This is a genomic window from Enterococcus sp. RTP21361st1_A6_RTP21361_211029 (genome assembly GCF_040910045.1).
Classification (GTDB): domain Bacteria; phylum Bacillota; class Bacilli; order Lactobacillales; family Enterococcaceae; genus Enterococcus_D; species Enterococcus_D gallinarum.
Genome location: NZ_JBDGBK010000081.1, coordinates 1 through 15,602, shown reverse-complemented (window position 1 = coordinate 15,602; position 15,602 = coordinate 1). Strand labels below are relative to the sequence as shown.

Genomic DNA, 15,602 nt, shown 5'->3' with positions numbered 1-15,602 from the left:
CACAGAACGCGCCGCATATCGGACTAAGTTTTATTCAAATTTGTCTTCACCAACACGATTTGACGAAGAGCCAAAAAAGGCTGTAGGCCTCCCTTTTCCGGGACATTGCCTACAGCCTGAAACCAGCTCAACAGCTGGTTTTTAATCTGGTACTATATGTGTTACCCACGATTGTCTAATGATGCACCAACAAATGCTTTGATCAATCGTTGTGGACGTGTTGGTCGTGAAATCAATTCGGGATGGAATTGGCAACCCACAAAGAATTTATTTTCTGGGATCTCAACGATTTCAACTAAGCGATTGTCTGGTGAGACACCTGAGAAGACCATACCTTCTGCTTCAAAGATTTCGCGGTATTTATTATTGAATTCATAACGGTGACGATGACGTTCTTGTACGACTTCTTCTCCTTCATAGGCTGCAGCTGTTTTCGTTCCTTTTTTGACTTTACATGGATACAAGCCTAAACGTAGCGTACCGCCTAAGTTTTCAATATTTTCTTGATCTGCCATCAAATCAATGATGTTGTTTGCTGTATCGGGATCAGTTTCTGCCGAATTCGCATTTTCTAACCCAACGACATTGCGGGCAAATTCCACGCAGGCCATTTGCATTCCCAGACAAATCCCTAGGAATGGGACATCATTTTCACGAGCATACCGAATCGCTTCGATCTTGCCTTCGATTCCACGATCGCCAAAACCGCCGGGAACTAAGATACCGTCTGCATCCAGTAAGTATTCGGCAACATTGTCTTTCGTTAATTCATGGGCTTTGATCCAATCGATCGTAATGTCGGCATCATAAGCAAAACCAGAATGTTTCAATGCTTCAACAACAGACAGATACGCATCTGGCAATTCCACATATTTCCCTACCAATGCAATGCGGACTTTCTTTTTCAAGTTCAATACTTTTTCCTCTAATGCTTGCCATTCTGTCATATCAGCTACTGGCGCATTCAATTTCAAGTGATCGCAAACGATTTGATCCATTCCTTGTGCTTGTAAAGCCAATGGGATCGAATAGAGTGTTTCTACATCTCGGGATTCGATAACCGCTTCAGGTGCAACATCACAAAATTGGGCCAATTTGTTTTTTGTTGATTGGGACACAGGTTGTTCAGTCCGAACCACTAGGATATTTGGTTGGATACCCAATCCTCGCAACTCTTTTACACTGTGTTGCGTTGGTTTGGTTTTCATTTCACCCGCTGCCTTTAAGTAAGGAATCAACGTTGTATGAATGTACATCACATTGTCCGAACCAACGTCAGCTTTCATTTGGCGCAACGCTTCTAGAAACGGCAACGACTCGATGTCGCCAACGGTTCCGCCGACTTCAGTGATGATGACATCTGAATCGGTCATTTTTGCTGCCCGCATGATTTTTTCTTTGATTTCATTGGTGATGTGCGGAATTACTTGGACAGTTGCTCCTAAGTATTCCCCTTTACGTTCTTTGCGCAAAACTTCTGAATAGATTTTTCCAGTCGTTACATTTGAGTATTTGTTCAAGTTGATGTCGATGAAACGTTCATAATGGCCTAAGTCCAAATCTGTTTCTGCACCATCATCGGTCACGAATACCTCACCATGTTGGTATGGGCTCATCGTTCCTGGATCAACATTGATGTAAGGATCAAACTTTTGGATCGTTACTTTTAAGCCACGATTCTTCAATAAGCGTCCTAGTGATGCTGCCACAATACCTTTACCGATCGAAGAAACCACACCGCCGGTTACAAAAATATATTTTGTCATAAACTGAAAAACTCCTTTTAAACTATTTTGCAGGAAAAGTACTTAGAAAATAAGAAAAGCTCCCTATCCATAAATGAATAGGGAGCGAAAATTCTAAATCACTTTCTGACTCTTTTTCAAGAGTGCCCAAACAGAATGATACAATCTTGCCTAGCAAAAGTCAAGCAAACTTTTCTCGAATCCTTTCTGGATGCGGATACATCGAAAAATCGCTGATTTCGATGAACATTCACAAATCGCTAAACTTCTTTCTTACTTTCTTAATGGATTCTTTGGGTCTGCTTGTCATAATGATTCTTGTAGAGGAAGCTCGGTGCTTTACTTGTTTTGTTACAAATGATCAGAAATCGTTTTCTTATCATTTTTGCGAAAACAAGGTGCAGGTTCGATTCCTGTCTTCTACTTTGAATAGATAACAGAACAAAACCGCTAGATTGGTTTTCTCTAGCGGTTTCTTTTTTTGTATCGGTTGTCACAGACGCTTCAATAGATTCTAAGGACCATCTTCCAATGACTTATTCGTTTGTTGCCTCTGCAGATCGAACGACTAGTAATTGATTAGTACAATTCAAGGTACTGCTCGCGTTCCCACTCAGAAACTGTTTGACGGAAAGCGGCCCATTCCAAACGTTTGGCTTCCACAAAGTTCGCAAAAATGTGTTTGCCCAATGCATCGATCATCACGTCATCTTTACGCAATTCTTTGATCGCATTGTGGATCGTTGATGGCAGGTCTTCGATTTGTGCTTCTGCACGTTCTTCTTCATTCATCACATAAATGTTGCGGTCCACTGCAGGCGGCGGTGTCAACTCACGACGGATACCATCTAAACCGGCTTGCAGCAAGACAGCCATTGCCAAATACGGATTAGCGGATGGATCAACGGAGCGCAATTCTAACCGGGTGGACAAGCCGCGAGATTCAGGAACACGAATCAGTGGTGAACGGTTGCGTCCTGACCAAGCAACATAAACCGGTGCTTCGTAACCTGGGACCAGACGTTTGTAAGAATTGACTGTTGGGTTGCAGACTGCTGTATAAGCACGGGCATGTTCAATCAAACCGGCTAGGAAATGATACGCCGTTTGGCTCAACTGCATTGGTCCTTCTTCATCAAAGAAGACATTTTCTTTTCCATTGAACAAGGACATATTGCAGTGCATACCTGACCCATTGATGCCATATAATGGTTTTGGCATAAATGTCGCATGCAAACCGTGTTTGCGGGCAATCGTTTTGACAACTAATTTGAAAGTTTGGATGTTATCGCACGCTTCTACCGCATCGGCATATTTAAAGTCGATTTCGTGCTGGCCTGGTGCTACTTCGTGGTGGGAGGCTTCTACTTCAAAACCAAGGCTTTCTAATTCTAATACGATATCGCGGCGGCAGTTCTCACCTAAGTCAGTCGGTGCAAAATCAAAATAGCCGCCTTTGTCATTTAGGTCTGTTGTGATTTCGCCATCTTCATCTAATTTGAAAAGGAAAAATTCCGGTTCAGGCCCAAGATTGAAAGAAGTAAAACCTAGAGATTCCATATCTGATAGTGCCCGTTTTAAATTGCCGCGAGGATCGCCAGCAAATGGCGTGCCATCAGGGTTGTAGATATCACAAATCAAACGAGCGACTTTGCCATGCTCACTTTCCCATGGGAAAATCATCCAAGTAGATAAATCTGGGTAAAGGTACATATCGCTTTCTTCAATCCGTACGAATCCTTCAATGGAGGAGCCATCGAACATCATTTTGTTCTCAAGTACTTTTTCCAATTGGCTAACTGGTACTTCTACATTTTTGATCGTTCCCAAGATGTCAGTAAACATCAAGCGCAAGAAACGTACATTCTCGTCTTTAACGATTTGTTTGATATCTTCGGCTGTTCTTTCAATTTTCGGCATAATATCCCTTCCTTTGACCTTTATTCTTTCGTGCCACAACATTGATCTACATTAGCGGACCTTTTTGTTGGAATGGCTGTTGTTGATTCAGACCACCTTGCGCTAGGAGTTCGTCATAAAAGATTCGACGAACATCTTCGTCAGTCAGTGGCGGTTTGTTCTTTGCTTCTTGTTCTTTGGCAATTTTCATCTCGTACACACGTTTGATCCCAGCCATATTCAAACCATCTGACAGATAGTCTTTGATTTCTAATAGCGTATCGATATCATTTAATGAATACATGCGTCGATTACCATCACTGCGTTCTGGATGGATCAGTTCTTGTTCTTCATAGTAACGAATTTGACGAGCCGTCAGATCCGTTAGTTTCATCACTGTTCCAATCGGAAAGACAGACATCGAACGCCGCAACTCTTTTTCCCGCATAACGTGGCGCCTCCCTCATTTAGATGATCCTGCATAACTTAATTGAAACTATACCAATTGTTTTTTCCACTGTCAACCCTTCATGTAAGAAAAAGTGACATAGACATTTATTTTTTTCTGTTTGGCAGAACAATCACTAGAAAACCATCCTTTTACTGGTCGAATGAAAAAAATTTCCAGTGGTAATCACTGAAAAAAAACTGCGTGCAGGTATTAGAATTCCCTACACACAGCTCGACCACTTCATTTCCTGAGCGTTACTCTTCAATTGTTGGATAGATCCCGGCAGAACCTGGCAATGCAAAACCTTTTAGGTGATAGGTTTGATCTTCCTCGTCAAAGTCATTGGTAAGCAAGAGTGTTTCCCGCTTCAAACGGCTCAATCGCTTGCCTTCATTGGCAGCTAAAACGGTTTGATAAGGCTGCATGATTTGCATGAGTTCCATTTTAATTGCTTGGATCAGTTGTTCTTTCCCTTTACTGCTCTTGGCAGAAATCAAAACATTGGGGAACAGCGTCGGCACAAATTGTTCTGGATCAATGCGATCAGCTTTATTATAGATCGTCAGAACTGGGACTTGCGTCAATGATAGTTCTTCCATCAATGCTAAAACTGTTTTTTCTTGCTGTTGCCGATCATGAGAACCAGCATCAACCACATGCAGCAGCAGATCCATATTTTGACTCTCTTCTAATGTAGAATGAAAGGCATCGATCAATTGTGTCGGCAGTTCTTGAATAAAGCCGACAGTATCGGTAACGGTCACTTCCAATCCTTCCGGCAACCGCCAACGCTTTGTCAAAGGATCTAACGTCGCAAACAGTTGGTCTTGCTCATAGGTATCCGCACTAGTCAATAAATTCAAAATCGTTGATTTCCCAGCATTGGTATACCCGATCAAACCGATCTGAAAGACTTGACTGTCGCGGCGTTTCTGACGGGTACGATCACGATGAGCAGCGACTTCCTTCAACTCTCGTTTAATGATCGTGATCCGATTACGGATATGGCGTCGATCCGTCTCCAGTTTGGTTTCTCCTGGTCCTCTCGTTCCAATACCGCCCCCCAGACGGGACATATTTTTCCCTTGTCCGATCAATCGAGGCAGCAAATAATCTAATTGTGCCAGCTCTACTTGCAGTTTTCCTTCTTTTGAACGAGCGCGCATAGCAAAGATATCTAAAATCAATTGGACACGATCAATAACTGGCGCCCCTAATTCTTCACCAATCAACTGGCTTTGTCGGGGTGTCAATTCATGATTGAAAATCACCAAATCAGCTTCATGGGCATCCACTAACTGTTGCAGTTCCGCCAATTTTCCTTTTCCGATCACTGTTTGCCGATCAACTTGCGGCCGTTTTTGGATCAGTGAAAAAATCACCTCTCCGTTTGCTGTTTTGGTCAAACTTTTCAATTCATTCATTGAGGACGCAAAGGTCGAATAATTTCGTTCTGTTTCTACGCCAACAAGGATTACGCGTTCTTGTGTCATTCCTTCTCCTCCAACCATTGGTCGATCGCTTTTTCGATCGAAGATACGTCCTCAGGATGCTGGACAAGATCGACCCATCTAGGAGCGAGACGATTCTTGAACCAAGTCAGTTGCCGTTTGGCGTACCTGCGAGACTGTTGTTTGATTTGTGCGACCGTTTCTTCTAATGAACATGTACCGGCAAAATAAGGGGCAAATTCTTTGTACCCGATTCCTTTTGCTGCTTGGGTCTCAGGATGGATCAGCACCTGTTGTGCTTCCGCAACCAAACCTGCTTCCACCATTTGATCGACTCGCTGATCAATACGCTGATACAACAACTGTCGGTCTGTGGAAAGCCCAATCATAAAATAATCGTATACCGCTTCCGGTGCAGTAGTCGGGGCTGCAATGCTTATTCCCGTTGTTTCCAAGACTTCCAACGCGCGGATCACTTTACGTTCATTGTTGTAATGGATCTTTGCTGCGGCTAAAGGATCTAATACCTGCAACTTTTGCCATAGCGCTTCTTTGCCAATTCTTGCTGCTTCTTGCTGGTAGCGCTGCCGAACGGAAGGATCACTTTCCTCAGCGGCTCCTAATTGATAGTCATAGAGTAAAGCCTGGATGTACAATCCGGTTCCCCCTGCTACGATAGGCAGATGACCTCGTTGATGGGTGGCCGTGATCAACTCACGGGCTTCTTTTTGAAATTCTGCCACAGAATAGGATTCATGGCTGTCGCGAATATCGATCAGATGATGAGGGATTCCTTGCATTTCTGCAGCTGTTACCTTGGCTGTCCCAATATCTAAGCCACGATAGATCTGCATGGAGTCGCCGCTGATCACTTCTCCCTGATACTTTTTCGCCAGTTCGATGCTTAAGGCCGTTTTTCCAACCGCAGTCGGTCCGACTACCACAATCACTTTTTCCATCAATGAGCTTCCTCCTGAACCTTCCTTTGGACTTCCCGGACTCGCTCAGGAAAATTGGTAATAATTCCCGTGACCCCTACTGCAAGACAGTGACGAATTTCCGCTTCTGTATCGACTGTCCAAGGACGAATGGCAATCGGATAATCCGCGATCTGTTCCTCATGTTTCTTGACCCACTCATAGGCAGGATGAATTCCTTCAATGTAAGGGCGCGACAATGCTAACGGAGGTTTCGCCTCCGATTTTCCCATAATAAAGTCAAAGGTTGCTTGCGGTTCAATCGCATACAATCGATCCAATGTGTCAACATTGAATGAACAATACCAATGAGTAAAGGGCCAGCTTTGACTGGCTAACAATTCAGATACTTTCTTTTCGATCCCTTGATACTCGTAATGGTCTGTTTTCAATTCAATCGTTAAAATACCACGATAATTCTTTGCTGCTAAAAGATCGAGGACTTCCTTCAACGTCGGCACTTTTGTGGCGGCATAATCTTCTGAGAACCAGCTGCCGGCATTCAATTCTTTTAGTTCTGTCAGCGTTTTATCACAAATTCGGCCTTTGCCGTTCGTAGTGCGATCGACTGTTTCATCATGCATTACGATCAGGTGACCATCCTTTGATAGATGAACATCTAGTTCAATGATATCGGCTTTGACCCGAACTGCTTCTGCAAAGGCTGGTAACGTGTTCTCTGGACGGTCTCCACTACTGCCACGATGGGCAACGATTTGTACCATTTGTTTCACTCCAATCTTTTTCTATTTTACCACGGAACCCCATAGAACCAAACTCCTACTCCTTGTGCCATCCTCATTTTCTAAAGGCATCGCTAGGATTTGTATATATCAGAGAATCGACAAAAAAAGAGGCTATGACAGAAGTTTTTCCACAAAATGATCCTCCCAACAATCATGAAATTGCTCCTACTCTGCAGCAGGTCTTCATCAAATACACGATGGAGAGCGCAATTCCGTTCACGTCCTTCGGATCATCTCGTTGCAACTTCTGTCACAGACTCAATGTTATAGCCCCATTCTCGATTGACTCGACTATAATGGTTTAGAAAAATAAGTTAATGGTTCATTGGTCAAATTTTTCATTTGCGTTTTGCGCTCATTGACCATTTCAGTCAGTGTATCCAAGAAATTCTCCATGATGACACGACCGCCTTTATACGTATAACCGCCGATCTTCACCGTTTCTTCTGGTGAAAGGATCACTCTGCGGGTACCGATTTTCTTGAAAAATTCTTCTAAAAAATAATTCGGCAAATAAAAGTTATTCTGTGCGGCAAAAGACTGTAAATAAGCAAAATCATCGATCGTTATATAACAGTCATCGAAAGCATCGAAACTGACATATTCGTCCATCAGGATCACCCGTTTTTGTAAAATTTCGCTGATTTTCCTGTTCAATTGGAGAAGTGTCTCGATTTCTTTGACTTTATGCTCCAACAGCCGTCGCCGTTTTTCTTTTTGTTCATCGTAACGAATTCTGAGATTGAAGATGATCGTTACTAATAAGGCGCCTACTAATACGCCGATAAAACCTGCAATCGCTACTGCCATTTTCTTCTGACCCTTTCATGCTTACTTTCTTTTTATTGTATCATAATTTAAAAGAGAGGCAAAAAAGATAACGAACTTTTTATTTGACCTTTATTGACCTAATGGGTATACTTACTTTTAGATATTGCAAAAACTTTGTGCTAAACTATATCTATATCGATTTTTAGGAGGACTAAAAAATGAATTTAATTCCTACAGTCATTGAACAATCATCTCGTGGCGAAAGAGCCTATGATATCTATTCTCGTCTATTAAAAGACCGCATCATTATGTTAAGTGGTCAAGTAACAGATGATTTAGCCAATTCGATCATCGCCCAACTTTTATTCTTGGATGCACAAGATTCTGAAAAAGATATCTACTTGTACATCAACTCACCAGGCGGAAGCGTCACAGCCGGACTAGCAATCTTTGATACCATGAACTTCATCAAAGCAGACGTGCAAACGATCGTTATGGGGATGGCTGCCTCAATGGGTTCATTCTTATTGACAGCTGGTGAAAAAGGCAAACGCTTTGCTTTGCCAAATGCTGAGATCATGATCCACCAACCATTAGGTGGCGCACAAGGACAAGCAACAGAGATCGAAATCGCAGCTCGTCACATTTTGCAAACTCGCGAACGCCTAAACAAAATCTTGTCTGAGCGAACAGGTCAACCAATCGAAGTCATCGAAAAAGACACAGACCGTGATAACTTCATGACTGCTCAAGAAGCAAAAGATTACGGCTTGATCGACGAGATCATGGAATCAAACAGCTTAAAATAATTCATCCATCAAAAAACCAGCTGTGCTGAAGCACGCTGGTTTTTTTGCGTCATTAAACGAGATCCGATTGACTTCGCTTGCCATTAATAAACATATTTCCCTTGCAAGTAGTCTTTTCCCAAGGAAACATAATGGGCGATATTGGCTTTGTTTTTGGCAATTTCTTCCTCTGTCAACGGACGAATCACTTTAGCAGGACGTCCAAAAGCCAGCACATTGGGCGGAATGATCGTTCCTTGAGTAACTAAAGAACCGGCACCAATCAAACTGTTTTCACCGATAACTGCATGGTTCAAAACAATGGAACTCATGCCGATTAAGGCCCCTTTTTCAATCTTACAGCCATGAAGCATGCACTGATGACCGACAGTCACATCTTCTGCAATGATCGTGGGTGCATCATGATCCACATGAATGATCGTCCCATCTTGAATATTGGTCCGCTCACCTACTCGAATATAATTTGCATCTCCCCGCAAAACTGCTTGGAACCAGACAGTCGCCTCACTGCCGATGGTGACATCTCCGACGACAGTCGCATTTGGCGCGATAAAGTTTTGCGTACTAGCAGTTTCTGCGTTTAGTTGATTTCGTTTTTGGCTATTTGTCTCTTTTTTCCGATCCATTGTTAAACTCCTTTAGGATTTTTCTTTCTCCACTACACTTTACTACTACACTTTACTACTATACTTTACTACTATACTACTCTATTCCTGTACCCATGATACCATGAATAACTATGAAAACCACGAATCAGTCCGTAAGAGAACAGCGACTATATGCGGATATCTTCACACTTCATACAAAAAAAAGAGTGCGGCTGACACCACACTCTTTTGACCTATTCTGCTTCTTCTGAAAACTGACTCTGATAAAGCTGACTGTAAAATCCCCCAGCTGCCAGTAGTGTTTCATGATTGCCTTTTTCTATGATTGCTCCTTGATCCATGACTAAGATCAAATCGGCTTCCCGAATCGTAGACAACCGGTGAGCAATGACGAAACTGGTTCGTCCTTCCATCACTTTGTCCATCGCTTTTTGGATCAACGCTTCGAGCCGTGTGTCCACAGAGCTTGTTGCTTCATCTAAGATCAAGATTTTCGGATTAGAAATGACTGCTCGAGCAATCGTCAAGAGTTGATTTTGACCAAGCGAGATATTATCCCCTTCGGAATTGATAAACATCTCATAACCGTCCGGCATCGTCCGGATGAAATGATCCACATTGGCTGTTTTAGCTGCATCGACCACTTCATAATCGGTCGCATCTAACTTACCAAAACGAATATTGTCTCCGATCGTTCCTTCATACAACCAAGCATCTTGCAGAACCATGCCGAATAACGACCGGACATCGCTGCGGGCCATTTTCTTCGTATCAATACCATCAATCTTGATCGCCCCTTCGTTGACATCGTAGAAACGCATCAACAAATTGATCAATGTGGTCTTTCCGGCTCCAGTTGGTCCGACGATCGCTACCGTCTGACCAGCTTTCACTTCAAAGTTCAAATCTTTGATCAGCGGTTTCTTCGGATCATAGGCAAAACCGACATGTTCAAATTGAACATCCCCATGAAATTCCGCTGGCAATGGAATATCTGTTTGGTTGACTGGTTCTTCCGGTTCATCCAAAATCTCAAAAACCCGTTTTGCAGCTGCCGAAGCACTTTGTAAGACAGAGGAAAGCTGGGTAATATTCCCCATTGGCTGACTCACTTGCCAAATGTATTGGATAAAGGCTTGCAGTTGCCCTACCACGATCACACCGCCAATTACATAGAAACTTCCCATAACTGCCATAGCAATATACGTAAAGTAGGCAGTCATTTGAACTAACGGCATCATCAATCCCGAGACGAAGGCCGAACGGAAGCCGTAATAGCGCAGTTGGTGATTGACTTTTTTAAAGCCGTCAAGTGTTTGTTTTTCTCGTCCATAGACTTTCAATACACTGAAACCAGTCATATTTTCCTGAACATAACCGTTCAAGTCTCCTAATGCATTTTGCATGCCTTGGAAGTCTTTTTGCGATTTCTTGACGATCGTTCTTGAAATGATCAATGACGTTGGAATCATGATCAATGCGATCAACGCCATAAACGAATTGATATAAAACATCATCGCTACCGCCATGATGATTCCTAGAAAGGCATTGACGATCCCGATCAAGGCTTGCTGCATCGCACCACTGACTGCATCCACATCGTTCGTTACCCGTGACAAGATATTTCCTTGCTGATTTTTGTCAAAATATGAAACAGGCAAGCGGTTGATCTTTTCTTCAATGTCTTGACGTAAATCACGCATCGCAGATTGAACGACATTTGTGATCAAAAGCCCTGACATTAATTGTGAGAAACAATACCCTACACCGACAACGGTGATCCAGATCAAACAAACGATGATGTAATCAAAATTCAGCGGCTCTCCCGCTGCAATATTCCGACTGATCTCTGTTGTAGGCAATCCGGACACATACGGCAATGCCGCGTTAAAGCCAACTGTAGCGACAGTAAAAAGTAAGACTAAAATAAAGGAGACTTTGTAGGGTTTGATGTAGCGCCCTAAACGTTTTAAAGAAGAGAATGCTTTCATTGTGCCAACTCCTCCTCTGATAATTGTGATGCTGCAATGTCGTAATAAACCGAGCAGTTTTCCAACAGTTCTTTGTGGGTGCCGATACCAACTACATCGCCTTCATTCAACACAATGATTTTATCCGCGTGCATGATCGTCCCCACACGTTGCGCCACGATCAAAACAGTTGATTCGGTCGTTTCTTTTTTCAAACGCGCCCGTAATTTGGCATCGGTTTGATAATCCAGTGCAGAAAAACTATCATCAAAAATATAGATCTCGGGACGACGGATCACCGCACGAGCGATCGCCAGCCGTTGTTTCTGACCACCAGAAAAGTTCGTGCCTCCTTCTGCTAGACGTGCATCAAAGCCATCCGGTGTTTTAGCAATAAAATCAGCTGCTTGTGCGATCTCAACCGCACGTTCTAAGTCCGCTTGTGTCGCATCTTCTTTCCCATAGCGCAGATTTTCTGCGATCGTTCCAGTGAACAGCAACGCTTTTTGGGGAATAAATCCGATCTTATTTCTCAAAGCGGACAAGCTGTACTCGCGAACATCGATCCCATCAATCAAAACCTGTCCTTTTGTGACATCATAAAAACGAGGGATCAATTGGATCAATGTTGATTTCCCGCTTCCAGTACTGCCGATGAAAGCAACTGTTTCACCAGGAGAAGCAGTAAAACTAACATTGCGGATCACAGGACTCTCAGCATGTCCCGGATAGGCAAATGTCACATTCTTAAATTCCACATATCCTTTGGTCTTGCCTTCTGTCACTGGCTGTTCGGCTTCCACGATTTCTGAAGTCATATCCAATACCTCCTGAATCCGTCGGGCTGAGACCGCTGCACGTGGATACATCGTAAAGATAGTCGCAAACAACATGAATGAGAATAGAGCATGGAAGATGTATTCGATAAAAGCAATCAAGTCACCGACTTGCAGTTGCCCATTTTCGATTTGAATACTTCCTGACCAAATGATCAGTACCATCACGATATTGAATAAGAAGAAAAAGCCCGGCTGTGCTGTCGCCATCAAACGGAACAAGCTGCGAGAGCTGGATGCATACGCTTGATTGACTTTGCTAAAGCGTTTCTCTTCAAATTTCTCATTTACGAACGCACGGATGACCCGTAAACCAGACAAGTTTTCCCGCAAAATACCATTGATCTTATCCAAATTGGCTTGCTGCTTGTTAGACAACGGCTCGGAAATCTTTGCGATGGCTATCACAGCAATCAACAAGATCGGCAGTGCCCCTAACACATACATCCCTAATTTTGTACTTGTCCGCATGACCATATACAAACTGACCGCAAACATCATCGGCGTCATCAATCCAATCCGCAGAATATTCTGCAAGAACAACATGATTTGATATGCATCATTGGTCACCCGAGTAATCAAGGATGAAACACCGATTTTTTCATATTCCGTATGTGAATAACCTTGCACCTTTTCAAAAAGATCATCTCGAACATCTGCTACGATATTCGTTGTGATTCTTGAGGTAAAGTACCCTAACATAATATTCATTGCGATCCCTGTCAAAGTAATAGCAATCATTGCCATTCCCATCTTCCAGATATACTCTCGGTCACCATTTCGAATACCGACATCGATCATTCGAGCCAGCAATGTGGGTAATCCTAGTTCAATCAAAATAAATCCAAACACACAGATGAAATTAAAAACCAACAGTTTTTTATTGCGCATTGTGTAATGCCACATTAATTTCAAAAAAGCCCCTCCTTTTTTTACACATTATTTTTACTATATCATAGTCCCAATTTCAAGTAACCCACTTCCCGAAGAAAAAAAGGAGATATTTTAAAGTATTTTTTTAAGGATGACCAAGGGAAGCCCTTTCAAACCAACTAGTTTCTATACTTATTTACTTTTCTATGATAAACTAATACTACTTGTAATGAAACGATTTACAAAAACCGGTGAATTTTTTATGACAACATTTGGAAAGCAAAGACGAGGCTTTCTCTTTTTTCTCACAACGATTGTCTGGAAAAAGCATGTAGCGGTCCACTGACGACCCCCACTTTTCAGGTCACTTATCTAGGGCCTTGATTTTGTGATGCACCGAATCGAACAAAACGATAAACTACTGCATTAGCAGATAAAGGAGAATTTGTATGATTTACAAAGTTTACTATCAAGAAACAAAAGACCGCAACCCAAAAAGAGAACAAACCCATTCCCTGTACATTGACGCAGAAAGCGCGGTTGCTGCACGCCGTACAGTCGAACAAAACACCCCATATAACATCGAGTTTATTCAAGAACTTGATGAAAAACATCTTGCGTATGAAAAAGAGAACGCTGATTTCAAATTAGCGGAGTTTTAATAATGAAAGTTTCTCTAAAAAATAATGAAACTGGCGTATTCGGCGTCGGCGGACTAGGCGAGATCGGAAAAAACTGTTATGGGGTTCAATTCCAAGACGAGATCATCTTGATTGATGCCGGGATCAAATTCCCGGAAGATGAACTACTTGGAATCGACTATGTGATTTCCGATTATAGCTACATTGTCCAAAACATCACGAAAGTCAAAGGGTTAGTCATCACTCATGGTCATGAAGATCATATTGGTGGTATTCCTTACCTTCTGCGTGAAGCAAATATCCCAATCTATGCTGGTCCATTAGCATTGGCTTTGATTACCAACAAGTTGGATGAACACGGGTTACTGCGAGATGCTACATTACATGAGATCAATGAAGATACCGTGATTCGCTTCCGCAAAACATCGGTCAGCTTTTTCCGAACGACCCACAGTATTCCTGATGCGCTAGGCGTTGTGGTGAAAACACCTTCGGGAAATATCGTAGCAACTGGTGACTTTAAGTTCGATTTCACACCCGTGGGCGAACCAGCAAACCTACACAAAATGGCCAGAATCGGAGAAGAAGGTGTGCTATGCCTCCTTTCTGACAGTACCAATGCTGAGATTCCGACCTTTACCAAGTCAGAAAAAACGATTGGTAGTTCGATCCGCAAGATTTTCGAAAAAATCGAAGGCCGGATCATCTTTGCCAGCTTCGCTTCCAATATTTTCCGTTTGCAACAAGCAGCAGATGCTGCGGTTGCCACAGGTCGTAAGATCGCTGTCTTCGGTCGAAGTATGGAAAATGCGATCGTTAATGGGCAGCGCTTAGGTTATATCAAAGTCCCTGACGGTACATTTGTCGAATCTCATGAGATCAATCGCTTACCAGCTAATGAAACCATGATCCTATGTACTGGCTCTCAAGGGGAACCAATGGCAGCCCTTAGTCGGATCGCCAATGGTACTCATCGACAAATTCAGATCCATCCAGACGATACGGTCATTTTCTCTAGTTCACCGATCCCTGGAAATACGACTAGTGTCAACCACTTGATCAACTTGCTGTTAGAAGCAGGTGCACATGTGATCCACGGGAAATTGAATAATATCCATACCTCGGGACATGGTGGTCAAGAAGAACAAAAATTGATGCTTCGTTTGATGAAGCCTAAGTTCTTTATGCCGGTCCACGGAGAGTTCAGAATGTTGAATATCCATACCCAACTGGCACAAGATGTCGGCGTTCCAAAAGAGAACTGTTTTATTATGGAAAACGGTGATATGCTGGCGTTAACTGCAGATTCTGCTCGTCGAGCAGGTCATTTCAATGCGGGTGATGTCTATGTTGATGGTAGTGGAATTGGCGACATCGGTAACGTTGTCTTACGAGACCGTCGTATCTTATCAGAAGAAGGCTTAGTGCTAGCCGTAGCCACCGTCGACTTGACGAAAAAAGAAGTCTTAGCAGGACCAGACATTCTTTCCCGCGGATTCGTCTATATGCGGGAATCTGGCGAGATGATCAATGAAGCACAACAGATCCTGTTCCGTGCCCTCAGAGAAGTCTTGAACCAGCCAGATCCTAGCGAACATAAAATGCGAGAAGCCATGTCAGCTGCTTTGCAACCCTTCTTATTTGAAAAAACAGAACGTCACCCAATGATTCTTTCGATGATCATGACACCTGACGACCACTAACAAAAAAACTCGACCAAACCCTCAATGGAAGTGGTCGAGTTTTTTAGGCTCTATAATTTATGGGACTGATGAATCAGAATTGATTCTTCAGCCCCATTTTTATTTTAGGTATTAAAAAACAT

13 protein-coding genes are annotated in these 15,602 nt (G+C 42.8%); 3 read left to right on the top strand and 10 right to left on the bottom strand.

From position 1 onward, the window contains the following. Positions 1-161: 161 nt before the first annotated feature. From AB5Z52_RS12895 to AB5Z52_RS12865, 7 genes are all read right to left on the bottom strand, one after another. Positions 162-1,766 carry a CTP synthase gene (locus AB5Z52_RS12895; RefSeq protein WP_288551816.1) on the bottom strand — a complete coding sequence of 535 codons (1,605 nt, stop codon included), beginning with the start codon at positions 1,764-1,766 and terminating at the stop codon, positions 162-164. A gap of 558 nt (positions 1,767-2,324) precedes the next feature. Further along, positions 2,325-3,665, bottom strand: a complete 1,341-nt coding sequence (gene glnA, locus AB5Z52_RS12890) for a type I glutamate--ammonia ligase (protein ID WP_005471630.1) — start codon at positions 3,663-3,665, stop codon at positions 2,325-2,327. A 46-nt stretch (positions 3,666-3,711) separates the two neighbouring features. Continuing rightward, entirely contained in the window at positions 3,712-4,092 is a 381-nt protein-coding gene (locus AB5Z52_RS12885) for a MerR family transcriptional regulator (protein WP_003127364.1), read from the bottom strand. A gap of 257 nt (positions 4,093-4,349) precedes the next feature. After that, the gene (gene hflX, locus AB5Z52_RS12880; protein WP_003127363.1) at positions 4,350-5,588 is read right to left on the bottom strand and encodes a GTPase HflX; all 1,239 of its coding nucleotides are present in this window, start codon (positions 5,586-5,588) and stop codon (positions 4,350-4,352) included. Then, entirely contained in the window at positions 5,585-6,505 is a 921-nt protein-coding gene (gene miaA / locus AB5Z52_RS12875) for a tRNA (adenosine(37)-N6)-dimethylallyltransferase MiaA (protein ID WP_005471628.1), read from the bottom strand. The genes hflX and miaA overlap by 4 nt, the downstream gene beginning before the upstream one ends. Continuing rightward, entirely contained in the window at positions 6,505-7,248 is a 744-nt protein-coding gene (locus AB5Z52_RS12870) for a glycerophosphodiester phosphodiesterase (RefSeq protein ID WP_005471627.1), read from the bottom strand. Before AB5Z52_RS12870 ends, miaA begins: the two co-directional genes overlap by 1 nt. 312 nt (positions 7,249-7,560) lie before the next feature. After that, positions 7,561-8,079: a hypothetical protein gene (locus AB5Z52_RS12865; protein ID WP_003127360.1), complete on the bottom strand. Its 519-nt coding sequence runs from the start codon at positions 8,077-8,079 to the stop codon at positions 7,561-7,563. 179 nt (positions 8,080-8,258) lie between these two features. On the opposite strand from AB5Z52_RS12865, the gene clpP reads away from it, so the two are divergent. Next, a complete protein-coding gene (gene clpP, locus AB5Z52_RS12860; protein WP_003127359.1) occupies positions 8,259-8,849 on the top strand; it encodes an ATP-dependent Clp endopeptidase proteolytic subunit ClpP in 591 nt (196 codons plus the stop codon). A gap of 83 nt (positions 8,850-8,932) precedes the next feature. Here the strand turns inward: clpP and AB5Z52_RS12855 are convergent, their stop codons facing one another. The 3 genes from AB5Z52_RS12855 to AB5Z52_RS12845 all read right to left on the bottom strand — a co-directional run bounded on the left by AB5Z52_RS12855 (position 8,933) and on the right by AB5Z52_RS12845 (position 13,178). Next, a complete protein-coding gene (locus AB5Z52_RS12855) occupies positions 8,933-9,475 on the bottom strand; it encodes a gamma carbonic anhydrase family protein (RefSeq protein ID WP_003127358.1) in 543 nt (180 codons plus the stop codon). A gap of 215 nt (positions 9,476-9,690) precedes the next feature. Then, entirely contained in the window at positions 9,691-11,448 is a 1,758-nt protein-coding gene (locus tag AB5Z52_RS12850) for an ABC transporter ATP-binding protein (RefSeq protein WP_368266945.1), read from the bottom strand. Beyond that, entirely contained in the window at positions 11,445-13,178 is a 1,734-nt protein-coding gene (locus AB5Z52_RS12845) for an ABC transporter ATP-binding protein (protein WP_288551817.1), read from the bottom strand. The genes AB5Z52_RS12850 and AB5Z52_RS12845 overlap by 4 nt, the downstream gene beginning before the upstream one ends. Positions 13,179-13,585: 407 nt before the next feature. On the opposite strand from AB5Z52_RS12845, the gene AB5Z52_RS12840 reads away from it, so the two are divergent. Both AB5Z52_RS12840 and AB5Z52_RS12835 read left to right on the top strand, forming a co-directional pair. Next, entirely contained in the window at positions 13,586-13,798 is a 213-nt protein-coding gene (locus AB5Z52_RS12840) for a DNA-directed RNA polymerase subunit epsilon (RefSeq protein ID WP_003127351.1), read from the top strand. Between the two features lie 2 nt (positions 13,799-13,800). Then, positions 13,801-15,480 (top strand): ribonuclease J, encoded by a 1,680-nt coding sequence (locus AB5Z52_RS12835; RefSeq protein WP_003127349.1) that lies wholly within the window; start codon positions 13,801-13,803, stop codon positions 15,478-15,480. The last annotated feature ends 122 nt before the right edge of the window (positions 15,481-15,602 follow it).